This window comes from Pseudomonas sp., from assembly GCF_049645325.1.
Lineage (GTDB): Bacteria > Pseudomonadota > Gammaproteobacteria > Pseudomonadales > Pseudomonadaceae > Aquipseudomonas.
Genome location: NZ_JBARTQ010000424.1, coordinates 1 through 26726, shown reverse-complemented (window position 1 = coordinate 26726; position 26726 = coordinate 1). Strand labels below are relative to the sequence as shown.

25 protein-coding genes and 1 pseudogene are annotated in these 26726 nt (G+C 56.5%); 23 read left to right on the top strand and 3 right to left on the bottom strand.

Annotated features, from left to right (window positions below):
- The 3 genes from recF to dnaA all read right to left on the bottom strand — a co-directional run.
- On the bottom strand, positions 1–1046 hold a 1046-nt coding region (recF, locus tag WBB95_RS18480; RefSeq protein WP_424488897.1), incomplete at its 3' end, for a DNA replication/repair protein RecF.
- Between the two features lie 20 nt (positions 1047–1066).
- The gene (dnaN, locus tag WBB95_RS18475) at positions 1067–2170 is read right to left on the bottom strand and encodes a DNA polymerase III subunit beta (RefSeq protein WP_424488896.1); all 1104 of its coding nucleotides are present in this window, start codon (positions 2168–2170) and stop codon (positions 1067–1069) included.
- A 38-nt stretch (positions 2171–2208) separates the two neighbouring features.
- Positions 2209–3729: a chromosomal replication initiator protein DnaA gene (gene dnaA / locus WBB95_RS18470; protein WP_424488895.1), complete on the bottom strand. Its 1521-nt coding sequence runs from the start codon at positions 3727–3729 to the stop codon at positions 2209–2211.
- 585 nt (positions 3730–4314) lie between these two features.
- On the opposite strand from dnaA, the gene rpmH reads away from it, so the two are divergent.
- The 23 genes and pseudogenes from rpmH to WBB95_RS18355 form a co-directional block, all read left to right on the top strand.
- Positions 4315–4449, top strand: a complete 135-nt coding sequence (gene rpmH, locus WBB95_RS18465; RefSeq protein ID WP_003213577.1) for a 50S ribosomal protein L34 — start codon at positions 4315–4317, stop codon at positions 4447–4449.
- Between the two features lie 16 nt (positions 4450–4465).
- A complete protein-coding gene (rnpA, locus tag WBB95_RS18460; protein WP_200909404.1) occupies positions 4466–4870 on the top strand; it encodes a ribonuclease P protein component in 405 nt (134 codons plus the stop codon).
- Entirely contained in the window at positions 4863–5108 is a 246-nt protein-coding gene (gene yidD / locus WBB95_RS18455) for a membrane protein insertion efficiency factor YidD (protein WP_424488894.1), read from the top strand. The genes rnpA and yidD overlap by 8 nt, the downstream gene beginning before the upstream one ends.
- A 2-nt stretch (positions 5109–5110) precedes the next feature.
- Positions 5111–6793 carry a membrane protein insertase YidC gene (yidC, locus tag WBB95_RS18450; RefSeq protein ID WP_424488893.1) on the top strand — a complete coding sequence of 561 codons (1683 nt, stop codon included), beginning with the start codon at positions 5111–5113 and terminating at the stop codon, positions 6791–6793.
- Between the two features lie 79 nt (positions 6794–6872).
- Complete coding sequence (gene mnmE, locus WBB95_RS18445) at positions 6873–8243, top strand: tRNA uridine-5-carboxymethylaminomethyl(34) synthesis GTPase MnmE (protein WP_424488892.1); 1371 nt, start codon at positions 6873–6875, stop codon at positions 8241–8243.
- A 551-nt stretch (positions 8244–8794) separates the two neighbouring features.
- Positions 8795–10687 (top strand): tRNA uridine-5-carboxymethylaminomethyl(34) synthesis enzyme MnmG, encoded by a 1893-nt coding sequence (mnmG, locus tag WBB95_RS18440; protein WP_424488891.1) that lies wholly within the window; start codon positions 8795–8797, stop codon positions 10685–10687.
- Positions 10684–11328 (top strand): 16S rRNA (guanine(527)-N(7))-methyltransferase RsmG, encoded by a 645-nt coding sequence (gene rsmG / locus WBB95_RS18435; protein WP_424488890.1) that lies wholly within the window; start codon positions 10684–10686, stop codon positions 11326–11328. The genes mnmG and rsmG overlap by 4 nt, the downstream gene beginning before the upstream one ends.
- A gap of 18 nt (positions 11329–11346) precedes the next feature.
- Positions 11347–12144 (top strand): ParA family protein, encoded by a 798-nt coding sequence (locus WBB95_RS18430; protein WP_032885161.1) that lies wholly within the window; start codon positions 11347–11349, stop codon positions 12142–12144.
- A 9-nt stretch (positions 12145–12153) separates the two neighbouring features.
- Positions 12154–13026, top strand: a complete 873-nt coding sequence (locus WBB95_RS18425; RefSeq protein WP_375065807.1) for a ParB/RepB/Spo0J family partition protein — start codon at positions 12154–12156, stop codon at positions 13024–13026.
- A gap of 148 nt (positions 13027–13174) precedes the next feature.
- Positions 13175–13582: a F0F1 ATP synthase subunit I gene (locus WBB95_RS18420; RefSeq protein WP_424488889.1), complete on the top strand. Its 408-nt coding sequence runs from the start codon at positions 13175–13177 to the stop codon at positions 13580–13582.
- Positions 13583–13598: 16 nt separating this feature from the next.
- On the top strand, positions 13599–14468 hold the full coding sequence (gene atpB, locus WBB95_RS18415; RefSeq protein WP_424488888.1) for a F0F1 ATP synthase subunit A: 870 nt from the start codon (positions 13599–13601) through the stop codon (positions 14466–14468).
- Positions 14469–14601: 133 nt separating this feature from the next.
- Positions 14602–14859 (top strand): F0F1 ATP synthase subunit C, encoded by a 258-nt coding sequence (gene atpE / locus WBB95_RS18410; protein ID WP_002555987.1) that lies wholly within the window; start codon positions 14602–14604, stop codon positions 14857–14859.
- A gap of 58 nt (positions 14860–14917) precedes the next feature.
- The gene (locus tag WBB95_RS18405) at positions 14918–15388 is read left to right on the top strand and encodes a F0F1 ATP synthase subunit B (RefSeq protein WP_424488887.1); all 471 of its coding nucleotides are present in this window, start codon (positions 14918–14920) and stop codon (positions 15386–15388) included.
- Positions 15389–15400: 12 nt separating this feature from the next.
- Positions 15401–15937, top strand: a complete 537-nt coding sequence (locus tag WBB95_RS18400) for a F0F1 ATP synthase subunit delta (protein ID WP_017135121.1) — start codon at positions 15401–15403, stop codon at positions 15935–15937.
- 21 nt (positions 15938–15958) lie between these two features.
- Positions 15959–17503 carry a F0F1 ATP synthase subunit alpha gene (atpA, locus tag WBB95_RS18395; RefSeq protein ID WP_056860941.1) on the top strand — a complete coding sequence of 515 codons (1545 nt, stop codon included), beginning with the start codon at positions 15959–15961 and terminating at the stop codon, positions 17501–17503.
- A 50-nt stretch (positions 17504–17553) separates the two neighbouring features.
- Complete coding sequence (gene atpG / locus WBB95_RS18390; protein WP_010207685.1) at positions 17554–18414, top strand: F0F1 ATP synthase subunit gamma; 861 nt, start codon at positions 17554–17556, stop codon at positions 18412–18414.
- A 27-nt stretch (positions 18415–18441) separates the two neighbouring features.
- On the top strand, positions 18442–19821 hold the full coding sequence (gene atpD, locus WBB95_RS18385) for a F0F1 ATP synthase subunit beta (RefSeq protein WP_056860940.1): 1380 nt from the start codon (positions 18442–18444) through the stop codon (positions 19819–19821).
- Positions 19822–19865: 44 nt separating this feature from the next.
- Entirely contained in the window at positions 19866–20282 is a 417-nt protein-coding gene (locus tag WBB95_RS18380) for a F0F1 ATP synthase subunit epsilon (RefSeq protein ID WP_003177061.1), read from the top strand.
- Between the two features lie 123 nt (positions 20283–20405).
- Entirely contained in the window at positions 20406–21773 is a 1368-nt protein-coding gene (gene glmU / locus WBB95_RS18375) for a bifunctional UDP-N-acetylglucosamine diphosphorylase/glucosamine-1-phosphate N-acetyltransferase GlmU (protein WP_424488886.1), read from the top strand.
- Positions 21774–22001: 228 nt separating this feature from the next.
- A complete protein-coding gene (locus WBB95_RS18370; protein WP_424488885.1) occupies positions 22002–22769 on the top strand; it encodes a DeoR/GlpR family DNA-binding transcription regulator in 768 nt (255 codons plus the stop codon).
- 10 nt (positions 22770–22779) lie between these two features.
- Positions 22780–24612, top strand: a complete 1833-nt coding sequence (glmS, locus tag WBB95_RS18365; RefSeq protein ID WP_424488884.1) for a glutamine--fructose-6-phosphate transaminase (isomerizing) — start codon at positions 22780–22782, stop codon at positions 24610–24612.
- A 281-nt stretch (positions 24613–24893) separates the two neighbouring features.
- Entirely contained in the window at positions 24894–25748 is an 855-nt protein-coding gene (locus WBB95_RS18360) for a TnsA endonuclease N-terminal domain-containing protein (RefSeq protein ID WP_045061250.1), read from the top strand.
- Positions 25745–26726, top strand: a pseudogene (locus WBB95_RS18355) (transposase); the annotation flags it as partial. The gene WBB95_RS18360 and the pseudogene WBB95_RS18355, both read left to right, overlap by 4 nt.

Below are 26726 nucleotides of genomic sequence, written 5' to 3'. Positions count from 1 at the left end.
ACTGGCGTTTCCGTCTGCCAGCCTTCCCTCAATAATTCGTGGTCTACACAGGTGATAAACACCTGGCAGCGTAAGTCTTCCAACAAGCGGCATAACGCGCGACGGTGTTGCTCATCGAGTTCCGACGGCAGGTCATCCACCAGATAAATACACTGGCCGCGACGGGCCTGGCTAACCAAGTGGCCCTGGGCGATACGCAGCGCACACACCACCAACTTCTGCTGACCACGGGACAAGATATCCGCGGCATTGTGAGCGCCTAACCTAAGACGCAAATCAGCCCGCTGGGGTCCGGCTTGGGTATGACCAATTTGCTGATCACGCTGCAGGGACGTGGCGAGCACTGCACTCAGTTCACGCTCTTTGTCCCAACCACGGTAATAACTCAGCGTCAGCCCTTCGAGATCCAACAACTCACTCAGGGTCTGCTCAAAGACTGGTTTCAAGGCTTTGATATAAGCGCGGCGGTATTCATCTATTTCGTCGCTGGCCAGGCACAGTTCCCGGTCCCAGGCCGCTTGCGAAGCGGCGTCAAGTGTACCATGCCGCAGCCATGAGTTCCGCTGCCGCAGGGCCTTCTGCAGGCGCTGCCACGTGGCCATGAAACGTGGTTCCACGTGGAACACTCCCCAATCGAGGAACTGCCTGCGAATTTTCGGCGCGCCTTCCAACAGCCGGAAGCTGTCGGGGTTGATCAACTGCAGTGGCAGAATTTCCGCGAGCTGTGCAGCGCTGCGAGCATTTTGCCCGTCGATGCGAATTTGAAATTCCCCACCGCGATCACGTGAGATGCCTAGGCTACTGTGGCCACCTTCCGCCAATTCGACTTGGCCAAATACCGTGCACGCCAGTTGTTCGTACTGAATAACCGGTAACAAACGGGCGCTGCGAAAGGAACGGGCAAGCCCCAGCAAGTGTATGGCTTCCAGCACGCTGGTTTTGCCACTGCCGTTGGCGCCGTAGAGAATATTGATGCGGGGGGAAGGGGAGAAGGTCACCGGGTGCAGATTGCGCACCGCGGTGACTGAAACGCGACTGAGGGACATCTAGCTTCTGCTGAGCATGGTTACAGGCGCATCGGCATAACAACGTAAGCCGAGTCGTCGTTGTCGGATTCCTGCACCAGTGCGCTGCTGTTGGAGTCCGACAGAATCAGGCGAACCTGTTCGGTAGTCATCACACCCAGCACGTCCAGCAAGTAGCTCACGTTGAAGCCGATTTCCAGCGAACCACCGTTGTAGTCGACGCCCACTTCTTCTTCCGCTTCTTCCTGCTCCGGGTTGTTGGCCTGGATCTTCAGCTGACCGTTGGCCAGTTGCAGGCGGATACCACGGTACTTTTCGTTCGACAGAATGGCCGTACGGCTGAACGCTTCACGCAGTGCCTGACGATCACCCAGCACCAGCTTGTCGCCGCCTTTAGGCAGTACACGCTCGTAATCCGGGAACTTGCCATCTACCAATTTGGAGGTGAAGGTGAACTCGCCGGTGGTGGCACGGATGTGGTGCTGACCCAACACGATGCTGACGTTGCCGTCCGGTTCGGTGAGCAGACGTGCCAGTTCAAGGATGCCTTTGCGCGGCACAATGACCTGGTGACGGTCCGGCTGGCCGATATCGGCTTTCATCGAGCACATCGCCAGACGGTGACCGTCAGTTGCGACGGCGCGGATGATGCCTTCGGACACTTCCAGCAGCATGCCATTGAGGTAATAACGCACGTCCTGCTGGGCCATGGCGAAGCTGGTACGTTCGATCAAACGACGCAGCTTGCTTTGCCCAAGGCTGCACGTCAGCGAACCCGGGCCTTCTTCCACCGTCGGGAAGTCGTTAGCTGGCAGGGTCGACAGGGTGAAACGGCTACGACCGGCCTTGACCACCAGCTTCTGCTCATCAACTTTGATGTCGATCAGCGCATCGTTCGGCAGGCTTTTGCAGATATCCATCAGCTTGCGTGCCGGCACAGTGATCTCGCCCGGTTCGGCGGGTTCTTCCAGCTGTACGCGACCGACCAGCTCGACTTCCAAGTCGGTACCGGTCAAGGACAATTGCTGGCCTTCGACCACCAGCAATACGTTGGAGAGCACCGGCAAGGTCTGTCGGCGCTCGACGACGCCTGCGACCAGTTGCAGGGGTTTCAACAGGGCTTCGCGTTGAATGGTGAAATGCATGGTCTAGTCCCTTGCCTTAATAAGCTGCGCTGGTGTCATCAAGTTGTCAGTGTACGCAGCAGGTTCTTGTAGTCCTCGCGAATATCCGCGTCGGATTCCTTAAGTTCATTGATCTTGCGGCATGCGTGCAAGACCGTGGTGTGGTCGCGACCGCCAAACACATCACCTATTTCCGGCAGGCTGTGGTTGGTCAACTCTTTGGAGAGTGCCATGGCCACCTGACGTGGACGCGCTACCGAGCGCGAACGGCGCTTGGACAGCAGGTCGGAAATCTTGATCTTGTAGTACTCGGCCACGGTGCGTTGGATGTTATCCACACTCACCAGTTTGTCTTGCAGCGCCAACAAGTCTTTCAGCGATTCACGAATCAGCTCGATGGTGATATCGCGACCCATGAAGTGCGAGTGCGCAATGACCCGCTTGAGCGCGCCTTCCAGCTCACGCACGTTGGAGCGGATGCGCTGGGCAATAAAGAAGGCGGCATCGTGAGGCAGATCGACTTTGGCCTGGTCGGCCTTTTTCATCAGGATGGCGACGCGTGTTTCCAGTTCCGGCGGCTCTACAGCAACAGTCAGGCCCCAGCCGAAGCGCGATTTCAGACGCTCTTCCAGACCTTCGATTTCCTTCGGGTAACGGTCACTGGTCAAGATGACCTGTTGGCCACCTTCGAGCAATGCGTTGAACGTGTGGAAAAACTCTTCCTGGGAACGTTCTTTACGCGCGAAGAATTGAATGTCATCGATCAGCAACGCATCCACCGAGCGGTAGAAACGTTTGAACTCGTTGATGGCATTGAGCTGCAAAGCCTTGACCATGTCAGCCACGAAGCGCTCCGAATGCAGGTACACGACCTTGGCATTGGGGTTCTTCTTTAATAGATGGTTACCCACAGCGTGCATCAAGTGCGTCTTACCCAAGCCAACGCCGCCATACAGGAAGAGCGGGTTGTAACCGTGCTTGGGATTATCGGCCACTTGCCAGGCGGCTGCGCGAGCCAACTGGTTGGATTTGCCTTCGACGAAGTTTTCGAAGGTAAAGGTGCGGTTCAGGTAACTGGTGTGCTTAAGCGCACCCTCAACCTGCACGGTGCGCTGTTCCGCACGGACCGGTGCCTGTTGGGAACTGGCGCCCGCCATCGGATCGAAGCTATCGCGGGACGGCTCTTCATTTATAGGCGAGTTTTTCTGCGATGAGGATTTCGAAGGCGTCTGGGCAATCGGCGTCGGCGAGTTATTAACAGGTGCCACTGCGGCCTGAGCCTGCGAAGCGCTCGCTGCCAGTGGAGCATTCGGCGCGGCGCGAGGCGCGGAGCTGCGTTTGCTGCCTATTAATAAGGAAAGCACGGGCGCAATGCCATTGCCGTGTTCATCGAGCAATTCGAGAACGCGGCTCAGGTACTTCTCGTTGACCCAGTCGAGGACAAAACGGTTGGGCGCATAGACACGCAACTCGTCGCCTTCGGCTTCGACCTGTAGCGGACGGATCCAGGTGTTGAATTGCTGGGCAGGCAGCTCATCGCGCAAAAGCTCCACGCACTGCTGCCAAAGTTCCACTGACACGGATATCCCCTAAGTTGAAAGCCGGTGAGGCAAAAACAGCCGCCATTGTAGCGGCCAGACGCCCACTTATCCACATGTAGGTTGCTCACAGAGCGGCCAAAATCAATGCGTTAACTGCAAAAAAGGCGACCAGTGGTCTGTGCATAAGCTCTGTGGATAAGCGGGCCTAAGCTCATTGCACAAGTGGGGTCGAAAGTCTGTGGGTAACTGGCCTGTGGATAACAAGCCATTCCACCCACAGCTTATCCGACAGTGCAGCACAGGGAGAGCACCGTTTTCCCCCGTAGTTGTCATTCTCTGTACATCAGGTAAAACATGGCCTCAGGTCACTTATCCACAGAGGAATGACTGCCTAGCTTTTATAAGCTTTACAGAAAAGCTTTAAATAACTTCCTTCTTTATTTTTATATCTATGGCACTGACTCTGGAAGCCGAGCGCACAGAAAACGCCTCGCACCCCGTTGAGATCTAATTGAAGGAAAAGCTGGTTGGAAATTGACCTAGAGGCTTGCTTTCTCTAGAATCGCCGGTCTCTTAAAACGGGGGCCATTCCGGCCCGTTGTGGACGAACCAGGTAACAACGCCATGAAACGTACTTTCCAACCAAGCACCATCAAACGCGCCCGTACTCACGGCTTCCGTGCTCGCATGGCAACCAAGAACGGCCGTGCTGTCCTGTCGCGTCGCCGCGCCAAAGGTCGTGCGCGTCTGGCAGTTTGATAATCCGGTACTGGTGGTGAGTCAGGACTTCAGTCGGGAAAAGCGTTTGCTGACCCCCCGGCATTTCAAGGCAGTCTTTGACTCCCCCACCGGCAAGGTTCCGGGGAAAAATCTCCTGCTCCTTGCGCGTAACAACGATTTGGATCACCCCCGTCTCGGGTTGGTGATTGGCAAAAAGAGCGTAAAGCTCTCCGTTGAGCGCAATCGCCTCAAGCGTCTGATGCGCGAATCGTTTCGCCTCCACCAGGACACTCTGGTTGGTTGGGATATTGTTATCGTCGCGCGCAAAGGCTTGGGGGACGTAGAAAACCCCGAATTGATTCAGCATTTCGGCAAGCTCTGGAAACGTTTGGCGCGTACCAACAAGCCAACACCAGCAGTCAGCACCGAAACTGTAGGGGTAGACAGCCTTGATGCGTAAACTGGCCATCGTTCCGATCCAGTTTTATCGCTATGCCATTAGTCCTCTGATGGGCAATCACTGTCGTTTCTACCCCAGTTGTTCCTGCTACGCGTTAGAGGCCATAGAAAATCATGGTCTTCTGCGCGGTGGCTGGCTGGCCTTTCGTCGTTTAGGCCGCTGTCATCCGTGGAATACCGGTGGTTATGACCCGGTTCCACCTATCCCTACCTCCCGTTCTTCTTCGATGGCCGAGTAATCATGGATATTAAACGCACGATCCTGATCGTCGCCCTGGCAATCGTGTCCTACGTCATGGTTCTTAAGTGGAACCAGGACTACGGCCAAGCTGCCCTGCCGACTCAGAATATTGCTACCAATCAGGCTGCGCCGGCTATTCCGGACACCCCGCTGGGTAACAATGCGTCCGCGAGTGCCGATGTTCCCAGCGCGAATGGCGAGACAACCGCCCCTCTAGAAACGCCAGTGGTCACCAATAAAGACCTCATCCACGTGAAAACGGATGTGCTCGACCTGGCTATCGATCCACAAGGTGGTGATATTGCCCAGCTGAAGCTGCCGCTGTATCCACGTCGCCAAGACCACCCGGATGTTCCGTTCCAACTGTTCGATAACGGCGGTGAACGTACTTATCTGGCACAAAGTGGCCTGACGGGTACCGATGGTCCGGATGCGCGTGCTACCGGTCGTCCGGTTTATTCGACCGAACAGAAGACTTATCAACTGGCTGATGGCCAGAACCAGTTGAACGTCGACCTGAAATTCAGCCTCGACGGCGTCAACTACATCAAGCGTTTCAGCTTTACCCGTGGTTTGTACGACTTGAAGGTCACTTACCTGATCGACAACGAAAGTGCCAAACCGTGGAGCGGCAACCTGTTTGCCCAGCTCAAGCGTGACAACAGCGCCGATCCGTCTTCCAGCACTGCCACCGGCACCGCGACCTACTTGGGCGCCGCCCTGTGGACAAGTAGCGAGCCGTACAAAAAAGTGTCGATGAAAGATATCGACAAGGGCGCGCTGAAAGAAACCGTTCAAGGCGGCTGGGTCGCCTGGTTGCAACACTACTTCGTGACCGCCTGGATCCCGAACAAGGGTGATGCCAACCTGGTTCAAACCCGCAAAGACAGCCAAGGCAACTACATCATTGGTTTTACTGGCCCGGCGTTGACCGTCGCACCCGGTGCCAAGGCTGAAACCAGCGCCACTCTGTATGCCGGCCCGAAAAGCCAGGCCGTGCTGAAAGAGTTGTCCCCAGGTCTGGAATTGACTGTGGACTACGGCATTCTGTGGTTCATTGCCCAGCCGATTTTCTGGCTGCTGCAACATATCCACAGCATCGTTGGCAACTGGGGCTTCTCGATCATCTTCCTGACTATGCTGATCAAAGGGATTTTCTTCCCTCTGTCGGCAGCCAGCTACAAGTCGATGGCGCGCATGCGTGCCGTGGCTCCGAAACTGGCGGCTCTGAAAGAACAACATGGTGATGACCGGCAGAAAATGTCGCAGGCCATGATGGAGCTGTACAAGAAAGAGAAGATCAACCCGCTGGGTGGTTGCTTGCCTATTCTGGTGCAGATGCCGGTATTCCTGTCGCTGTATTGGGTACTCCTGGAAAGCGTGGAAATGCGCCAGGCACCGTTCATGCTGTGGATAACTGACCTGTCGATCAAAGACCCGTTCTTTATCCTGCCGATCATCATGGGCGCAACCATGTTTATCCAGCAGCGTCTGAACCCGACTCCGCCGGATCCGATGCAGGCCAAGGTAATGAAAATGATGCCAATCATCTTCACCTTCTTCTTCCTGTGGTTCCCGGCTGGTCTGGTGCTGTACTGGGTGGTCAACAACTGCCTGTCGATCTCTCAACAGTGGTACATCACGCGTAAAATCGAAGCGGCTACCAAAAAAGCTGCTGCGTAATTTACTCTGTGGATAACCACTCAAGACGCCCCCTAGTGGGGCGTTTTGCTTTCCGTTACTTTTGTTCTGGAACACGCTGATGAGTGCACCTCGTGAAACCATCGCTGCTGTCGCAACCGCTCAAGGTCGCGGCGGTGTCGGTATCGTTCGAATTTCCGGGCCGCTCGCGAGTGTGGCCGCCCAGGCCATCAGCGGCCGTGAGTTAAAACCCCGATACGCCCACTACGGTCCATTCCTGGACGCCGATAACACCGTGTTGGATGAAGGCCTTTCGCTTTACTTTCCTGGCCCTAATTCGTTCACCGGTGAAGATGTTCTGGAATTGCAGGGCCACGGCGGCCCGATCGTCCTGGATATGTTGCTGCAGCGCTGCCTTCAGTTGGGTTGCCGTCTGGCACGCCCTGGGGAATTCAGCGAACGCGCATTCCTGAATGACAAACTCGACCTGGCCCAGGCTGAGGCTATCGCTGACTTGATCGAGGCAAGTTCTGCACAGGCGGCGCGCAATGCGTTGCGCTCGCTACAAGGCGCATTTTCGATACGTGTGCATAACCTGACCGAGCAATTGATCAGCTTGCGCATCTACGTCGAGGCCGCGATTGATTTTCCGGAGGAGGAAATTGACTTCCTCGCCGATGGACACGTCCTGGCAATGCTAGACAGGGTTCGCGATGAGTTATCCACAGTGCTGCGCGAGGCCGGGCAGGGTGCCCTGCTGCGCGATGGCATGACGGTGGTGATTGCCGGGCGGCCGAACGCCGGCAAGTCCAGCCTGCTGAATGCCCTGGCAGGACGTGAAGCCGCCATCGTTACCGAGATTGCCGGCACCACCCGGGATATCTTGCGCGAACATATCCACATCGATGGCATGCCGCTGCACGTGGTCGACACGGCCGGCTTGCGCGATACCGATGACCAAGTGGAAAAGATCGGCGTAGAGCGCGCACTCAAGGCGATCAGCGAAGCGGATCGTGTGTTGTTGGTGGTGGATGCCACTGCACCGGAGGCTCTGGATCCATTTGCGTTGTGGCCGGAATTCCTTGAGCAACGACCGGACGCGGCCAAAGTGACCTTGATTCGCAACAAGGCCGACCTCACGGGTGAAGCCATCGCGATGGAGACCAGTGAAGATGGCCACGTCACCATCAGCCTGAGCGCAAAGTCGGCCGGCGATGGGCTGGAGTTACTGCGCGAGCACCTCAAGGCCTGCATGGGCTACGAACAGACGTCGGAAAGCAGCTTCAGTGCTCGCCGCAGGCACCTGGAAGCGCTTCGCCATGCCAGCACGGCGTTGGAGCACGGTCGGGCGCAGCTGACCTTGGCGGGCGCTGGAGAGTTGCTGGCTGAGGATTTACGCCAAGCGCAGCAACTTTTAGGTGAAATCACCGGCGCTTTCAGCTCGGATGACTTGTTGGGCCGTATCTTTTCCAGCTTCTGTATCGGTAAATAGTCCCTTCGTTGTTCACAGACAGGCCATTCGTGCCTGTCTGTTTCTCTCGTTTCACCCCATCTCCTTCCATTTTTCCCTGACCACCAAAGCATTGGCGGCTTTTCCGTGGCCGTAATTTGTCTTCGCGCGTGCATTTCTGTGGATTAAGCCCTGTGAATAACCGGCCCTGTGCCCAGTTGATAACAGGGCTCGAAACCTGAGTAAAAACCCGCCTGTGGATAACCACCTGTTTAATCCACAGGCTTAAAGCACTTATCCAAGTGCCTCATGGGCACATGACCACAGACTTTTGAATCTCTGTACACTACGTAAATAAAGGGCTGTATAGATCTATCCACAGAAAGTAGCCTCAGTAGAAATAAACATAAAAACAAAGATTTAATAAATCTCTCTCTTTTAATTTCTATTGTCTGTGATTCATCCACAGCTGGTTAAATTTTGTCCAAAGGGTTCTTTAGGAAGGGCTAAGTCCCTATACTTGCCGCCAAAGCTCCAAAACTCTTTCAACAAACAATTCCTGATTACCTACATAAGCAGGCACGAGGTGCGTGGTGGATTTCCCTTCCCGTTTTGAAGTGATCGTCATCGGCGGCGGTCATGCCGGTACCGAGGCAGCACTGGCGTCAGCACGCATGGGCGTAAAAACCCTGTTGCTGACGCATAACGTGGAAACCCTCGGTGCCATGAGTTGCAACCCCGCCATTGGTGGGATCGGCAAAAGCCATCTGGTCAAGGAAATCGACGCCCTCGGCGGCGTGATGGCCATGGCTACCGATAAGGGTGGTATTCAATTTCGCGTGCTCAACAGCCGCAAAGGCCCGGCCGTGCGTGCCACTCGGGCACAAGCCGACCGCATCCTGTACAAGGCCGCGGTACGTGAAACACTGGAAAACCAGCCGAACCTGTGGATATTTCAACAGGCCGCCGATGACTTGATCGTCGAGCAGGACCAGGTACGCGGTGTTGTCACTCAAATGGGCCTGCGTTTCCTCGCAGATTCCGTGGTGTTGACCACCGGCACGTTCCTCGGCGGACTTATCCACATTGGCATGCAGAACTATTCCGGTGGCCGTGCCGGTGATCCGCCGTCGATTGCCCTGGCAAAACGCCTGCGCGAACTGCCGCTGCGTGTCGGCCGCCTGAAAACCGGGACTCCGCCGCGTATCGACGGTCGTTCTGTGGATTTCTCGGTGATGACCGAACAAGCCGGTGATACACCGATTCCGGTCATGTCGTTCATGGGTTCCAAAGAACAGCACCCGAAACAGGTCAGTTGCTGGATTACCCACACCAACGCACGCACCCACGAGATCATTGCCGCGAACCTTGATCGTTCGCCGATGTACTCCGGGGTGATCGAAGGCATCGGCCCGCGTTATTGCCCGTCGATTGAAGACAAGATCCACCGCTTTGCCGATAAGGAAAGCCACCAAGTCTTCATCGAGCCCGAAGGTTTGACGACTCACGAGCTATACCCGAACGGCATTTCCACGTCCCTGCCGTTCGACGTGCAAATCCAGATCGTGCAGTCGATTCGCGGCATGGAAAACGCCCACATCGTGCGACCGGGCTACGCCATCGAGTACGACTACTTCGACCCGCGTGACCTGAAATACAGCCTGGAAACCAAAGTCATCGGCGGTTTGTTCTTCGCTGGGCAAATCAACGGCACCACCGGTTACGAAGAAGCCGGCGCCCAAGGTTTGCTGGCCGGGACCAACGCCGCATTGCGTGCACAGGGCAAAGACAGCTGGTGCCCGCGTCGCGATGAAGCGTACATCGGTGTGCTGGTCGACGACTTGATTACCCTGGGCACTCAGGAACCGTACCGGATGTTCACTTCCCGGGCTGAATACCGCCTGATCCTGCGTGAAGACAATGCCGACCTGCGCCTGACCGAAAAAGGTCGCGAGTTGGGCCTGGTCGATGACGCTCGCTGGGAGGCCTTCTGCAAAAAGCGCGAAAGCATCACGCTCGAAGAACAACGCTTGAAAAGCACTTGGGTTCGCCCGGGCACCGAGCAGGGCGATGCGATTTCCGAAAAATTCGGTACACCGCTGACCCATGAGTACAACTTGCTGAACCTGCTGTCCCGACCGGAAATCGACTACGCTGGTCTGATCGAAGTGACAGGCCACGGTGCAGAAGACCCGCAGGTCGCCGAGCAGGTCGAAATCAAGACCAAGTACGCCGGTTACATTGATCGCCAACAGGACGAGATCGCTCGCCTGCGCGCCAGTGAAGACACCAAGCTGCCTGTGGATATCGATTACACCGGCATTTCCGGGTTGTCGAAGGAAATTCAAAGCAAGCTGGGGATAACTCGCCCTGAAACATTGGGCCAGGCTTCACGCATCCCCGGCGTCACCCCGGCAGCGATTTCGCTGTTGATGATTCATTTGAAAAAACGCGGCGCGGGCCGTCAGTTGGAGCAAAGCGCTTGAGTTCGTTGGTCACCTTGCAACACGCCGAAGAGTTATCCACAGGGGCGCGCCAGTTAGGTGTTGACCTGACCGCAGCCCAGCACGAATTGCTGCTGGGTTACTTGGCCCTGTTGATCAAATGGAACAAGGCCTACAACCTGACCGCAGTACGTAACCCTGACGAAATGGTCTCTCGTCACTTGCTCGACAGTTTGAGCGTGATGCCATTCATCGAAAATGGTCGCTGGCTCGACGTCGGCAGTGGCGGTGGCATGCCCGGTATTCCGCTGGCCATCCTGTTTCCGGAGTCGCAAGTGACGTGCCTGGACAGCAATGGCAAGAAAACCCGCTTCCTGACCCAGGTAAAACTCGAACTCAAACTGGATAACCTGCACGTTATCCACAGCCGGGTAGAAGAGTTCAGGCCTGAACTGCCATTCACCGGAATTGTTTCCCGGGCGTTCAGCAGCATGGAGAACTTCAGCAACTGGACGCGCCACCTGGGCGACCGCGACACCCGCTGGCTGGCAATGAAGGGCGTCCATCCAAGCGATGAGCTGTTAGCATTGCCGGCAGACTTCCACCTCGATAGCGAACATGCCTTGGCCGTACCCGGTTGCCAAGGCCAACGCCATCTGCTGATACTGCGCCGCACGGCATGATTGGGAACACAAGCAAGAATGGCTAAGGTATTCGCGATAGCGAACCAGAAAGGTGGCGTGGGCAAAACCACCACCTGCATCAACCTCGCAGCATCCCTGGTCGCGACCAAGCGCCGGGTGCTGTTGATCGATCTCGATCCACAGGGCAACGCCACCATGGGTAGCGGTGTGGATAAACACGGCCTGGAAAACTCGGTCTACGACTTGCTGATTGGCGAGTGCGACCTGGCCCAGGCCATGCACTATTCCGAGCACGGTGGTTATCAACTGCTGCCGGCCAACCGCGATTTGACCGCGGCGGAAGTGGTGCTGCTGGAAATGCAGATGAAAGAAAGCCGTCTGCGCAGCGCCTTGGCGCCGATCCGCGAGAACTACGACTACATTTTGATCGACTGCCCGCCGTCACTGTCGATGCTGACACTGAACGCGCTGGTGGCCGCCGACGGGGTCATCATCCCCATGCAGTGCGAGTACTACGCACTGGAAGGGTTGAGCGACCTTGTGGATAACATCAAGCGAATCGCCGAGCTGCTTAATCCGAACCTGCAGATCGAAGGTTTGCTGCGGACCATGTTTGATCCGCGCCTGAGCCTGATGAACGATGTGTCGGCGCAGCTCAAGGAACACTTTGGCGAGCAGCTGTACGACACCGTGATCCCGCGCAACATCCGTCTGGCCGAAGCGCCGAGTTACGGCATGCCGGCTTTGGCGTACGACAAATCATCGCGTGGCGCCATCGCCTACCTGGCACTGGCCGGCGAGATGGTCCGCCGTCAACGCCGCAACTCACGCACCGCTGCAGCCCAGCCAACTTAAGGAATCCCCATGGCCGTCAAGAAACGAGGTCTCGGACGTGGACTGGATGCACTGTTGAGTGGTCCGACCGTCACATCGCTTGAAGAGCAAGCGGTGCAGGCCGACGAGCGCGAGCTGCAGCACCTGCCCCTGGACCTGATCCAGCGCGGCAAATATCAGCCACGCCGGGACATGGACCCCCAGGCGCTGGAAGAACTGGCCAATTCGATCAAGGCGCAAGGCGTAATGCAGCCGATCGTGGTTCGCCCGATCGGTGGCGGGCGCTTTGAAATCATCGCCGGCGAACGCCGCTGGCGCGCCAGCCAACAGGCCGGCAAGGAAACCATCCCGGCGATGGTGCGTGATGTGCCGGATGAAACCGCCATCGCCATGGCGTTGATCGAGAACATCCAGCGTGAAGACCTCAACCCGATCGAAGAAGCGATTGCGTTGCAGCGCCTGCAGCACGAATTCCAGCTGACCCAGCAACAAGTGGCCGATGCTGTGGGCAAGTCCCGCGTGACCGTGTCCAACCTGCTGCGCCTGATCGCATTGCCGGAAGTCATCAAGACCATGTTGTCCCACGGCGACCTGGAAATGGGCCACGCCCGTGCTTTGCTCGGTTTGCCGGAAAATCAACAGGTTGAAGGGGCGCGACACGTTGTCGCACGTGGGCTCACCGTTCGTCAGACTGAGGCCCTGGTTCGCCAGTGGCTCAGTGGCAAACCTGCACCGGTCGAAACGGCCAAACCTGATCCGGATATAGCGCGCCTTGAGCAGCGCCTGGCCGAGCGCCTAGGCTCTGCGGTGCAAATTCGCCACGGCAAGAAAGGCAAAGGGCAATTGGTCATCGGATATAACTCACTCGATGAGCTTCAGGGCGTCCTTGCCCACATCCGCTGAAACATTTACTCATGTAGCGCGCGATCGGAAAACACTACCCGGCAGTTGAATAGGGGCAGAACCGCCCCTATACTCTGCGCGCATTTTGTCGGCACAAATTATGCCAAGTTATTGATTTCCGGCAGCCGACCATTGAGGAGCAAGAGTGATGGAAACCCGCACGCCAAACACGTTGCCGTTCCATCGCTTGGCCGTTTTCCCGGTTTTATTGGCTCAATTTGTCGTTTTGCTGATCGCCGCATTGGCGCTTTGGTATTGGCATGGAGTCGTAGCCGGATATTCAGGACTCTGCGGAGGCCTGATAGCCTTGCTGCCCAATATGTATTTTGCTCACAGGGCCTTTCGGTTTTCCGGCGCCCGAGCAGCCCAGTCTATCGTCCGGTCATTTTATGCCGGCGAGGCAGGGAAACTGATTTTGACGGCAGTGCTGTTTGCACTGACCTTTGCAGGTGTGAAGCCATTGGCGCCGCTGGCTGTATTCGGCGTCTTCGTGTTGACCCAACTGGTCAACTGGTTCGCTCCCCTGCTAATGAAAACAAGACTTTCGAAACCTTAGGGCGTTTGAGGCAACCATGGCAGAAACAACCGCTTCGGGCTATATCCAGCACCACTTGCAGAACCTGACCTTCGGTCAGCTTCCCAACGGCGGCTGGGGCTTTGCCCACTCCGCAGCAGAAGCCAAAGAAATGGGCTTCTGGGCATTCCACCTGGATACTCTGGGTTGGTCTGTCGCATTGGGTCTGATCTTCGTCCTGATTTTCCGCATGGCGGCAAAGAAGGCGACTTCCGGTCAGCCAGGTGCTTTGCAGAACTTCGTTGAAGTATTGGTCGAATTCGTCGATGGCAGCGTGAAAGACAGCTTCCATGGCCGTAGCCCGGTGATTGCACCGCTGGCACTGACCATCTTCGTCTGGGTGTTCCTGATGAACGCCGTCGACCTGATTCCGGTCGACTGGATTCCTCAGTTGGCCATCCTGATCACCGGCGATCACCACATTCCATTCCGTGCGGTTTCCACTACGGACCCTAACGCCACCCTGGGCATGGCCCTGTCGGTGTTTGCGTTGATCATTTTCTACAGCATCAAGGTCAAGGGCATCGGCGGCTTCATCGGCGAACTGACCCTGCACCCGTTCGGCAGCAAGAACATTTTCCTTCAAGCCCTGCTGATCCCGGTGAACTTCCTGCTGGAATTCGTAACCCTGATCGCCAAGCCGATTTCCCTGGCTCTGCGACTGTTCGGCAACATGTATGCCGGCGAGCTGGTGTTCATTCTGATCGCTGTGATGTTCGGCAGTGGTCTGCTCTGGCTTAGCGGCCTGGGCGTAGTTCTGCAGTGGGCGTGGGCTGTGTTCCACATCCTGATCATTACCCTGCAGGCCTTCATCTTCATGATGCTGACCATCGTCTACCTGTCGATGGCGCACGAAGAGAACCATTAAGACCAGTCTCGACTAGTCTGATGTCCTTCCCGGTGAAACGGGAAGGTGGCCCACCAGGGCTATGAAACGATTTGTTTTACCGCTTTAAAATCTAAAAAACCTAAACCATACGACGTAAAAGTCGGGAGGAAAGATGGAAACTGTAGTTGGTCTAACCGCTATCGCTGTTGCACTGTTGATCGGCCTGGGCGCCCTGGGTACTGCCATTGGTTTCGGCCTGCTGGGCGGCAAATTCCTGGAAGGCGCAGCGCGTCAGCCAGAAATGGTCCCAATGCTGCAAGTTAAAATGTTCATCGTCGCCGGCCTGCTCGACGCCGTGACCATGATCGGCGTTGGTATCGCTCTGTTCTTCACCTTCGCGAACCCTTTCGTTGGTCAACTCGCTGGCTAATCACTCGAATTTTTCGAGTTGATTGGGGTGATGGACAACGAATGAGCGAGGTGTTGGCGTGAACATTAATGCAACCCTGATTGGCCAATCCGTTGCGTTCTTCATTTTTGTAGTGTTTTGCATGAAGTTCGTGTGGCCTCCGGTCATCGCGGCTTTGCACGAACGTCAGAAGAAGATCGCAGACGGCTTGGACGCTGCCACCCGTGCAGCTCGCGACCTGGAGTTGGCCCAAGAGAAAGCGGGTCTTCAACTGCGCGAAGCTAAGGCACAGGCAGCTGAAATCATTGAGCAAGCCAAGAAACGCGGTAACCAGATCGTCGAAGAGGCTGTTGATAAAGCCCGCGTCGAAGCTGACCGTGTGAAGGCTTCGGCTCATGCCGAGATCGAACAGGAACTGAACGGCGTCAAAGACGCGCTGCGTGCCCAACTGGGTGCTCTGGCGGTCGGCGGTGCTGAGAAGATTCTGGGCGCCACAATCGATCAAAACGCGCACGCGGAGCTGGTTAACAAACTGGCTGCTGAAATTTAAGCGAGGGCGATCATGGCAGAACTGACCACGTTGGCCCGACCTTACGCTAAGGCAGCCTTCGAGCACGCCCAGGCCCACCAGCAACTGGCCTCTTGGTCAGCCATGCTCGGCCTGGCTGCAGCAGTGTCGCAAGACGACACCATGCAGCGCGTGCTCAAGGCCCCGCGCCTGACGAGCGCAGACAAGGCCGCCACTTTTATTGAAGTGTGCGGCGACAAGTTTGATGTAAAAGTGCAGAACTTCATCCACGTCGTTGCCGAAAACGACCGTCTCCCGCTTCTGCCGGAGATCGCCGCTCTTTTCGACCTGTACAAGGCCGAAGAAGAGAAGTCGGTAGACGTTGAAGTCACCAGTGCTTTTGCATTGAACCAAGAACAGCAAGACAAACTCGCCAAGGTTCTCAGTGCACGACTCAACCGGGAAGTGCGCCTGCAAGCTTCGGAGGACGCATCCCTGATTGGTGGTGTTGTTATCCGTGCTGGCGACCTGGTTATCGATGGCTCGATTCGCGGAAAAATCGCGAAACTTGCCGAAGCATTGAAATCTTGAGTTTGAAGGGGCAGCAGAGCAATGCAGCAACTCAATCCTTCCGAAATAAGTGAAATTATCAAGGGCCGCATCGACAAGCTCGATGTGACCTCCCAAGCCCGTAACGAAGGCACTGTCGTCAGCGTATCTGACGGCATCGTGCGGATTCACGGTCTGGCCGACGTAATGTACGGCGAGATGATCGAGTTTCCGGGCGGCGTCTACGGTATGGCTCTCAACCTGGAGCAAGACTCCGTAGGTGCCGTTGTATTGGGCGCGTACCAGTCTTTGGCTGAAGGCATGAGCGCCAAGTGCACCGGCCGCATCCTCGAAGTTCCTGTTGGTAAGGAACTGCTGGGTCGCGTAGTCGACGCACTGGGTAACCCTGTTGACGGCAAAGGTCCACTGGGCAACACCGAGACCGACGCGGTCGAGAAAGTTGCTCCGGGCGTGATCTGGCGTAAGTCGGTAGACCAGCCTGTACAGACTGGCTACAAGGCTGTCGATGCCATGATTCCTGTCGGCCGTGGCCAGCGTGAGCTGATCATTGGTGACCGTCAGATCGGTAAAACCGCTCTGGCCATCGACGCGATCATCAACCAGAAAGACAGCGGCATTTTCTGCGTCTACGTAGCGATCGGTCAGAAACAATCGACCATCGCCAACGTGGTTCGCAAGCTGGAAGAAAACGGCGCCCTGGCCAACACGATCATCGTGGCTGCCAGTGCTTCGGAATCTCCTGCGCTGCAATTCCTGGCACCGTACTCCGGTTGCACCATGGGTGAATTCTTCCGCGACCGCGGTGAAGACGCGCTGATCGTTTATGACGATCTGTCCAAGCAAGCAGTGGCTTACCGCCAGATTTCCCTGCTGCTGCGCCGTCCACCAGGCCGTGAAGCTTACCCAGGCGACGTGTTCTATCTCCACTCCCGTCTGCTGGAGCGCGCATCCCGCGTTTCGGAAGAATACGTAGAGAAGTTCACCAACGGCGCAGTGACCGGCAAAACCGGTTCCCTGACTGCACTGCCGATCATCGAAACCCAGGCTGGCGACGTTTCCGCGTTCGTTCCGACCAACGTGATTTCCATCACCGACGGTCAGATCTTCCTGGAATCGGCCATGTTCAACTCCGGGATCCGTCCTGCAGTGAACGCCGGTGTTTCGGTATCCCGTGTGGGTGGTGCCGCTCAGACCAAGATCATCAAGAAGCTCTCCGGTGGTATCCGTACCGCTCTGGCTCAGTACCGTGAACTGGCGGCATTCGCCCAGTTCGCTTCTGACCTGGACGAAGCGACCCGTAAGCAACTTGAGCATGGTCAGCGCGTTACCGAGCTGATGAAGCAGAAGCAATACGCCCCAATGTCGATCGCTGACATGGCGTTGTCGCTGTATGCCGCTGAGCGTGGGTTCCTGACTGACGTCGAAATCACCAAGGTCGGCAGCTTTGAACAAGCGCTGATTGCTTACTTCAACCGCGATCATGCCGACTTGTTGGCCAAGATCAACGTGAAGGGTGACTTCAATGACGAAATCGACGCTGGCATGAAAGCCGGTATCGAGAAGTTCAAGGCCACCCAAACCTGGTAAGCCGCAGCGGGAGCCGCAAGGCTCCCGCTTGCTAACCTGATAGGTGTTACATGGCAGGCGCAAAAGAGATTCGCAGTAAGATTGCGAGCATCAAAAGCACGCAAAAGATTACCAGCGCCATGGAAAAAGTGGCGGTCAGCAAAATGCGCAAGGCACAAATGCGCATGGCTGCTAGCCGTCCTTATGCGGAGCGTATCCGCCAGGTAATTGGGCATTTGGCCAACGCCAACCCGGAATACCGCCACCCCTTCATGATCGACCGCGAAGTTAAGCGTGTGGGTTATGTGGTAGTGAGCAGTGACCGTGGTTTGTGCGGTGGTCTGAATACCAACCTGTTCAAGGCCCTGGTCAAGGACATGGCGGTAAACCGCGAAAAGGGCGTCGAGATCGATCTGTGTGTTGTGGGTAGCAAGGGTGCGGCCTTTTTCCGTAACTTCGGCGGTAACGTCGTTGCAGCTATCAGCCACCTGGGTGAAGAGCCGTCGATCAATGATTTGATCGGCAGTGTGAAGGTGATGCTGGATGCGTACCTGGAAGGCCGGATTGACCGCCTGTCCGTGGTATCCAACAAGTTCATCAACACCATGACCCAGCAGCCAACCGTGGAGCAATTGATTCCACTGGTGGCGACTCCGGATCAGGAACTCAAGCACCACTGGGACTACCTCTACGAACCAGACGCCAAAGAGCTGCTTGACGGCTTGATGGTGCGCTACGTGGAGTCGCAGGTGTACCAGGCGGTGGTCGAGAACAACGCAGCTGAACAAGCGGCGCGGATGATCGCGATGAAAAACGCTACCGATAACGCCGGTGATCTGATCAGCGATTTGCAGCTGATCTACAACAAGGCGCGTCAGGCTGCGATCACCCAAGAGATCTCGGAAATCGTCGGCGGCGCTGCCGCGGTTTAACGGTTCAAATATTCAGAGGATCCAGCTATGAGTAGCGGACGTATCGTTCAAATCATCGGCGCCGTTATCGACGTGGAATTTCCACGCGACAGCGTACCGAGCATCTACAACGCTTTGAAAGTCCAAAGCGATGCCGGCACCACTCTGGAAGTTCAGCAGCAGCTGGGCGACGGCGTGGTTCGTACCATTGCAATGGGTTCCACCGAAGGCCTGAAACGTGGTCTGGGTGTGCTTGACACCGGCGCTGCCATCTCCGTACCGGTCGGTAAAGCGACCCTGGGCCGGATCATGGACGTACTGGGCAACCCGATTGACGAAGCGGGTCCGATCGACACCGAAGAGCGCTGGGGCATTCACCGTCCAGCACCTTCGTTCGCCGAACAAGCGGGCGGCAACGATCTGCTGGAAACCGGCATCAAGGTTATCGACCTGGTTTGCCCGTTCGCCAAAGGCGGTAAAGTCGGTCTGTTCGGTGGTGCCGGTGTAGGCAAGACCGTAAACATGATGGAACTGATCCGTAACATCGCCATCGAGCACAGCGGTTATTCCGTGTTCGCCGGTGTGGGTGAGCGTACCCGTGAGGGTAACGACTTCTACCACGAGATGAAGGACTCCAACGTTCTGGACAAAGTGGCACTGGTTTACGGTCAGATGAACGAGCCGCCGGGTAACCGTCTGCGCGTAGCACTGACCGGCCTGACCATGGCCGAGAAGTTCCGTGACGAAGGTAACGACGTTCTGTTGTTCGTCGACAACATCTACCGTTACACCTTGGCCGGTACTGAAGTATCCGCACTGCTGGGCCGTATGCCTTCCGCAGTAGGCTACCAGCCGACCCTGGCCGAAGAGATGGGCGTTCTGCAAGAACGTATCACTTCGACCAAAGAAGGTTCGATCACCTCGATCCAAGCGGTATACGTACCTGCGGATGACTTGACTGACCCGTCGCCTGCGACCACCTTCGCCCACTTGGACGCCACCGTCGTTCTGTCCCGTGACATCGCTTCCCTGGGTATCTACCCAGCGGTCGATCCACTCGACTCGACTTCGCGCCAGCTGGACCCGAACGTGATCGGCCAGGAGCACTACGACACCGCTCGCGGCGTTCAGTACGTGCTGCAGCGTTACAAAGAACTGAAGGACATCATTGCGATCCTGGGTATGGACGAGCTGTCGGAAGCCGACAAGCAGTTGGTAAACCGTGCTCGTAAGATCCAGCGCTTCTTGTCGCAGCCGTTCTTCGTGGCTGAAGTCTTCACCGGTGCTTCGGGTAAATACGTTTCCCTGAAAGACACCATTGCTGGCTTCAAAGGCATCCTCAACGGTGACTACGACCACCTGCCAGAACAAGCGTTCTACATGGTCGGCGGCATCGAAGAAGCGATCGAGAAAGCCAAGAAACTGTAATTTCGGCGCCCGGAAACGGGCGCTCATCAGGTTGAGGCAATCAGATGGCTATGACAGTCCATTGCGATATCGTCAGCGCGGAAGGGGAAATCTTCTCCGGTCTGGTAGAAATGGTGATTGCACACGGCGAACTCGGTGACCTGGGTATTGCCATGGGCCACGCGCCATTGATCACCAGCTTGAAGCCAGGTCCGATCACTCTGACCAAGCAAGGCGGGGAAAAGGAGGTGTTTTACATCTCCGGTGGTTTCCTTGAGGTTCAGCCGAACATGGTCAAGGTACTTGCCGACACCGTGCAACGTGCTGGCGACCTGGATGAAGCCTCCGCTCAGGAAGCCGTCAAGGCTGCCGAGAAGGCCCTGAACGAAAAGGGCGCGGACTTCGACTACAGCGCTGCTGCTGTACGTCTGGCCGAGGCTGCAGCTCAGCTGCGCACGCTCCAGCAGATCCGCAAGAAGTAAGCGGCCACGCCGTCTTGCTTCATGCGCGATTGATTAAAAAGGGTAGCCTCGGCTACCCTTTTTCTTTTTTAGCAAAACACTTCTTTGGTCTGAAGTCGGACCGCCCAGGATTGGTAGCCATTCATGTCTCTTGAAATCGTTATTCTCGCCGCAGGCCAGGGCACTCGCATGCGTTCGGCCTTGCCCAAGGTGCTGCACCCGGTGGCCGGCAACTCCATGCTTGGCCATGTTATCCACAGCGCCCGGCAGTTGGACCCACAGCGTATTCACGTGGTGATTGGCCACGGTGCCGATGTGGTGCGTGAGCGTCTGGCGGCCGACGACCTGAATTTCGTATTGCAAGACAAACAGCTGGGCACCGGCCACGCGACCGCGCAGGCCGTGCCGTTCATCACCGCTGACACCGTGCTGATCCTCTACGGCGACGTTCCGCTGATTGAAGTGGAAACCCTGCAACGCCTGCTCAAGCATGTCGTGCCTGGCCAAATGGGCCTGCTCACCGTTGAGCTGGATGACCCGACCGGCTACGGCCGCATCGTGCGCGATGCCGATGGAAAGGTTGCAGCCATCGTCGAGCACAAAGACGCTACCGAAGCCCAGCGCACCATCACCGAAGGCAACACCGGCATTCTCGCTGTGCCGGCTGACCGTCTTGCCGACTGGATGAGCCGTCTGTCCAACAACAATGCCCAAGGCGAGTACTACCTCACCGACGTCATCGAGATGGCCGTGAGTGATGGCCTGCTGGTCGCCACCGAGCAACCCCACGACCCGATGGAAGTGCAGGGCGCCAACGACCGCAAGCAGCTTGCAGAGCTGGAGCGTCACTACCAATTACGCGAAGGCCGCCGCCTGATGGCCCAGGGTGTGACCCTGCGCGACCCGGCCCGCTTCGATGTACGCGGTGAAGTGACGGTAGGCCGCGACGTGCTGATCGACATCAACGTGATCCTGGAAGGCCGTGTGGTCATCGAAGACGACGTGGTGATCGGCCCGAATTGCGTGATCAAGGACAGCACGTTGCGCAAAGGTGTGGTGGTGAAAGCCAACAGCCACATTGACGGCGCCGTGATGGGCCAGGGCAGCGATGCCGGCCCGTTTGCGCGCTTGCGTCCCGGCAGCGTGCTTGGCGCCAGGGCGCATGTGGGTAACTTTGTCGAACTGAAAAATGCGCACATGGGCGACGATGCCAAGGCTGGCCACCTGGCCTACCTCGGTGATGCAGTGATCGGGGCGCGCAGTAACATCGGCGCCGGCGCTATCACCTGCAACTACGATGGCGCCAACAAGTATCAGACGACCATTGGTGAAGACGTCTTTATTGGCTCCAATAACTCCTTGATCGCGCCGGTGACCATCGGTGACGGCTCGAATACGGCGGCGGGCTCGACCATCAACCAGGATGTGGATAAGTCGCAGTTGGCAGTCGCCCGCGCGCGCCAACGCAACATCGACGGCTGGAAACGCCCGGTCAAAATCCCGAAGACCTGAGTTATCCACAATATCCGAGACACTGTAGTGCCCATGTGGGAGCGGGCTTGCTCGCGAAGACGGTCTTTCAGTTGATACATGTGTTGACTGGCATACCGCTTTCGCGAGCAAGCCCGCTCCCACATTTTTCATCTGTGTTGATTAAAAAGTTCAGTGCCTGCTTGACGATCTTTCGCTAATAGGTTTTGATTGCCTTCGTTATCTTTCGAAACGAAACTTATCATCACCATGTCGAAACGAAATACCCCCCAACGGCGCCACAACATTCTGACGTTGCTCAATGAACTGGGCGAAGTCAGCGTGGACGAATTGGCCAAGCGTTTCGAAACCTCGGAAGTGACCATCCGCAAGGATTTGGCTGCCCTCGAAAGCAACGGCCTGTTGCTGCGCCGTTACGGTGGCGCGATCACCATGCCGCAGGAACTGGTGGGCGACGCCGCCCAACCCATTTCGGCCTACAAGCGCGCCATCGCCCGTGCGGCCGTCATGCGGTTGCGTGAACACGCGCGCATCATCATCGACAGCGGCAGTACAACGGCCGCCATGATCCCGGAATTGGGCCAACAGCCCGGCCTGGTGGTAATGACCAACTCCCTGCACGTGGCCCGCGCCTTGAGCGAACTGGAACACGAGCCGGTGCTGTTGATGACCGGCGGCACCTGGGACCCGCATTCGGACTCGTTCCAGGGCCAGGTTGCCGAGCAGGTGTTGCGTTCCTACGACTTTGATCAACTGTTCATCGGTGCCGATGGCATCGATCTGCAGCGCGGCACCACCACCTTTAACGAGTTGCTGGGCCTGAGCCGTGTGATGGCCGATGTCGCCCGTGAAGTGGTGGTGATGGTCGAATCCGACAAGATCGGCCGCAAGATTCCCAACCTGGAACTGCCCTGGGGCAGCGTCCATACCCTTATTACCGATGATCGCCTGCCGCTTGAGGCCCGCGACCAGATCCAAGCCCGCGGCATTACGCTGATATGCGCGGCAATCATCTAGGAGAAATGCCATGTGTGGAATTGTAGGCGCCGTCGCTGAACGCAACGTCACCGCCATCTTGCTTGAAGGCCTCAAGCGCCTGGAATACCGCGGCTACGACAGCGCTGGCGTGGCCGTTTTCACCAACGCCGGCAAGCTTGAGCGCATGCGCCGCCCGGGCAAAGTCGCCGAGCTGGAGCAGGCCCTGCTGGGTGAGCCGGTGGTCGGTCGTTTGGGCATCGCCCACACCCGTTGGGCGACCCACGGTGCGCCGTGCGAGCGTAACGCCCACCCGCATTTTTCCGGTGACCTGGCGGTGGTGCACAACGGCATCATCGAAAACCACGAAGTGTTGCGTGAGCAGCTCAAAGGCCTGGGCTATGTGTTCACTTCGGACACCGACACCGAAGTCATCGCTCACCTGTTGAACCACAAGCTTAAGGACCTTGGCGACCTGACCGTCGCCCTCAAAGCCACCGTCAAGGAACTGCACGGTGCCTACGGCCTGGCCGTGGTCAGCGCCAGCCAACCCGACCGCGTGGTTGCTGCGCGCAGTGGCAGCCCGCTGGTGATTGGCCTGGGCCTGGGGGAAAACTTCCTTGCGTCCGACCAACTCGCCCTGCGTCAGGTCACCGACCGCTTCATGTACCTGGAAGAAGGCGATATTGCCGACATCCGCCGCGAAAGCGTAGCGATCTGGGACGTCAACGGTGTTCCAGTTGAGCGCGAAGCCGTGCAATACCGTGACGGCGCCGAAGCCGCTGACAAAGGCGAATTCCGCCACTTCATGCTCAAGGAAATCCATGAGCAGCCTTCCGTGGTGCAGCGCACGCTGGAAGGTCGCCTGAGCCAGAACCAGGTGTTGGTACAAGCCTTCGGCCCGCAAGCTGCCGAGCTGTTCGCCAAGGTGCGCAACGTGCAAATCGTCGCCTGCGGCACCAGCTACCACGCCGGCATGGTTGCCCGTTACTGGCTGGAAGAACTGGCCGGCATCCCGTGCCAGGTCGAAGTTGCCAGCGAATTCCGCTACCGCAAGGTGGTGGTGCAGCCCGACACCCTGTTCGTGACCATCTCCCAGTCCGGCGAAACCGCCGACACCCTGGCCGCCTTGCGCAACGCCAAAGAGCTGGGCTTCCTCGCCAGCCTGGCGATCTGCAACGTCAGCATCAGTTCGCTGGTGCGTGAGTCCGACCTGACCCTGCTGACCCAGGCCGGTCGCGAAATCGGTGTGGCCTCCACCAAGGCCTTCACCACCCAGCTCGTTGGTTTGTTGCTGCTGACCCTGTCCCTGGGTCAAGTGCGCGGCACCCTGGCTGAAGGCGTTGAAGCCACGCTGGTGGAAGAACTGCGCCGCCTGCCGGCCCGCCTGGGCGAAGCCCTGGCCATGGACAGCACCGTGGAGAAAGTCGCCGAGCTGTTCGCCGACAAGAACCACACGCTGTTCCTCGGCCGCGGCGCGCAATACCCGGTGGCGATGGAAGGTTCGCTGAAGCTCAAGGAAATCTCCTACATCCACGCCGAAGCCTACCCGGCTGGCGAACTGAAGCACGGCCCATTGGCCCTGGTCGATGACGACATGCCGGTGGTCACCGTCGCGCCGAACAACGAACTGCTGGAAAAGCTCAAATCCAACCTGCAGGAAGTGCGCGCCCGTGGCGGCCAACTGATCGTTTTTGCCGACGAAAAAGCCGGCATGACCAACGGCGAAGGCACCCACGTCATCAACATGCCGCACATCCACGACACCCTGTCGCCGATCCTCTACACCATCCCGCTGCAGTTGCTGTCGTACTACGTCGCCGTGCTCAAGGGCACCGACGTCGACCAGCCACGCAACCTGGCGAAGTCGGTGACGGTGGAATAACGCGCAATGAATCGACTGGCTGCCTGGTTTTTAACAATAAAGATTGACACAAAACAATAAAGTTTGACACTGGCGAACATAGATTGACACAAGGCTCAAACCCCCGTATCTACGGGGGTTTTCCTTTCCAGGCTTTCCCTTTGGTCTGGAATCATCGCTTCAACTTTCAGCGGGTGTAGTCTAGAAAACGTTTTGTATACGGCCGCTTTGCCGGTCGTGTCCTTCTACGACTTTTTCTCGGCGCGAGGTGAAGCGGTCCGCATCGACTGAGGAGGCGTGGGTTGCGAGGTCGTAAGTTTGCATCACAGCAGGACATTGAACGGCACATTGCAAATGGATTTGGCGAAGGCGCCGGGGCAAGCTACGTGCCTTGGCTGCGGGTACAAGATGTCCCGTCGATAGGTCGTTCGCACAAGATTCAAGGCGTGAAGATCGAGAGGATTCATCACCTCCTGTCAGATCTCGAGCGTTCGTACTTCCTTGTGTGTGAATTTTCTGAAGACGTCGTGGATATACGGGAGCAATACCCTTTACTACCCACAGAGCGTGCGCAAGCGATAGCGTCGGCGATCGATGTACGCTATCCAAGATACCCTAGAACAACACTGCCTTATGTGATGACAACAGACTTCCTGTTAACTGTTAAGGACCCGAGCGGAAACTTCAAATCGGTAGCTAGGACGGTGAAGTATCGTTCCGATTTAATTGGCAATGGAAGTAAAAGAACGCTTGAAAAACTTGAAATTGAAAAGCGTTTTTGGGAAAGCCAAGGTGTTGATTGGAAAATCGTAACAGACGAGTTTTTTACACGAGATTTGATTAAAAATCTTGGACTAATCAGGAGGTACTCGAAGCTCTCTCGTGATTTAATGAAAGCGCCGTTGCATTCGAGTTTTATCGAGTGCCTTGTAAACAGCCGGGAATATTCGTGGACCTTGGCCACCTGTCTAAGAAAAATAGCATCACTTCTGTCCATTTCCTATATAGACGCTCAAGCAATTTTCTTTCATCTGGTTTGGAACAAGATACTGAAAATCGATTTGGTTAACACTCCTCTCCACCTTACTGGTCTAGTTCCTGGCTTCGAAGTTTCACCGGGCCCTGTCCAAGTATCGTTGAAGGAGAAATTATCATGACTGTTCTCGTTAATGACGTTTTCGAGCCTGTAACCGATCTGTCGGTCATTGCTACGATAGCCAGGCTCCTTTACCAGGATGAAACGCATGACTTAGCAGTTTTGATGGATCTAGCTGACCCACCCCGGCAGCCGTACGCGGTTGGTCTGGATGAGCTGCGTCGCTCGATAGCGTCTGGTCACACCAAACCAGCAGCCATCACCACGCCCGAGTTTATGCTTGTGCTTGAGGAACAGTTGGATGAGAGAGCCAAGCAAGGCCGGGACGAAAAGTGGGCCGTCATCGCCCCTCTATTAGATCCTGAATACCCGGGACAAATATTTGTACGAGGTGAGTTAGGCCGGCTTGTTAGCAGACGGGCGTCAGAGCTCGGAATCCAGCGGAAAACGATCTATCGGCTTCTTTACCGATATTGGTTTTATGGTCAAGTTCGCAACTCATTGCTTAATAATTATACGGCGGTAGGTGTTGCCGATAGAAAATATGATCCGAGCAGGCCACCAGGGCGAAAGCCTAAATTTCAAGGCGTTCTTACTTCGCCTTCCAAGATGCTCAGTGCAGTTGATAAACGATGCATCCGTGTTGGATATGCTCTTTATGTAAGAGATAAGAAATCATCTATTTCGAGCGCATATGACGAAATGTTGAGACGATTCTACTCTGTTCGAGACATCTCTAAAAACAGTGAAGAAGAGCTTCGTTTGTTGCCTGGTTCAGAACTCCCCAGCTTGAGGCAGTTCCAATATTGGGGACAGATTTTTTTCGACGAGATTGAAACCGAGCGTGGCCGTAAAGGGTTGAGGAGGTGGTTAAAGGATTGCCGTCCGCTTTCAGGTACCGTTCGAGATTGGCTGCGTGGACCCTGTCATCAGTTCGAAATCGACGCAACGATTGCCGATATTTATTTGGTCAACAGCTACTCTAGACGGATGCTCATTGGTCGGCCCGTTGTTTATATCGTAGTGGATAGTTTCTCCG

Excerpts from the sequence above, each read along its gene's own strand:
- WBB95_RS18420 (WP_424488889.1), top strand. The coding sequence starts at position 13,175 with ATGGAAACCCGCACGCCAAACACGTTGCCGTTCCATCGCTTGGCCGTT.
- atpG (WP_010207685.1), top strand. The coding sequence starts at position 17,554 with ATGGCAGGCGCAAAAGAGATTCGCAGTAAGATTGCGAGCATCAAAAGC.
- atpD (WP_056860940.1), top strand. The coding sequence starts at position 18,442 with ATGAGTAGCGGACGTATCGTTCAAATCATCGGCGCCGTTATCGACGTG.
- atpB (WP_424488888.1), top strand. The coding sequence starts at position 13,599 with ATGGCAGAAACAACCGCTTCGGGCTATATCCAGCACCACTTGCAGAAC.
- WBB95_RS18380 (WP_003177061.1), top strand. The coding sequence starts at position 19,866 with ATGGCTATGACAGTCCATTGCGATATCGTCAGCGCGGAAGGGGAAATC.
- yidD (WP_424488894.1), top strand. The coding sequence starts at position 4,863 with ATGCGTAAACTGGCCATCGTTCCGATCCAGTTTTATCGCTATGCCATT.
- glmS (WP_424488884.1), top strand. The coding sequence starts at position 22,780 with ATGTGTGGAATTGTAGGCGCCGTCGCTGAACGCAACGTCACCGCCATC.
- mnmE (WP_424488892.1), top strand. The coding sequence starts at position 6,873 with ATGAGTGCACCTCGTGAAACCATCGCTGCTGTCGCAACCGCTCAAGGT.
- WBB95_RS18430 (WP_032885161.1), top strand. The coding sequence starts at position 11,347 with ATGGCTAAGGTATTCGCGATAGCGAACCAGAAAGGTGGCGTGGGCAAA.
- atpE (WP_002555987.1), top strand. The coding sequence starts at position 14,602 with ATGGAAACTGTAGTTGGTCTAACCGCTATCGCTGTTGCACTGTTGATC.
- atpA (WP_056860941.1), top strand. The coding sequence starts at position 15,959 with ATGCAGCAACTCAATCCTTCCGAAATAAGTGAAATTATCAAGGGCCGC.
- WBB95_RS18370 (WP_424488885.1), top strand. The coding sequence starts at position 22,002 with ATGTCGAAACGAAATACCCCCCAACGGCGCCACAACATTCTGACGTTG.
- rpmH (WP_003213577.1), top strand. The coding sequence starts at position 4,315 with ATGAAACGTACTTTCCAACCAAGCACCATCAAACGCGCCCGTACTCAC.
- WBB95_RS18400 (WP_017135121.1), top strand. The coding sequence starts at position 15,401 with ATGGCAGAACTGACCACGTTGGCCCGACCTTACGCTAAGGCAGCCTTC.
- yidC (WP_424488893.1), top strand. The coding sequence starts at position 5,111 with ATGGATATTAAACGCACGATCCTGATCGTCGCCCTGGCAATCGTGTCC.
- dnaN (WP_424488896.1), bottom strand. The coding sequence starts at position 2,170 with ATGCATTTCACCATTCAACGCGAAGCCCTGTTGAAACCCCTGCAACTG.
- glmU (WP_424488886.1), top strand. The coding sequence starts at position 20,406 with ATGTCTCTTGAAATCGTTATTCTCGCCGCAGGCCAGGGCACTCGCATG.
- WBB95_RS18425 (WP_375065807.1), top strand. The coding sequence starts at position 12,154 with ATGGCCGTCAAGAAACGAGGTCTCGGACGTGGACTGGATGCACTGTTG.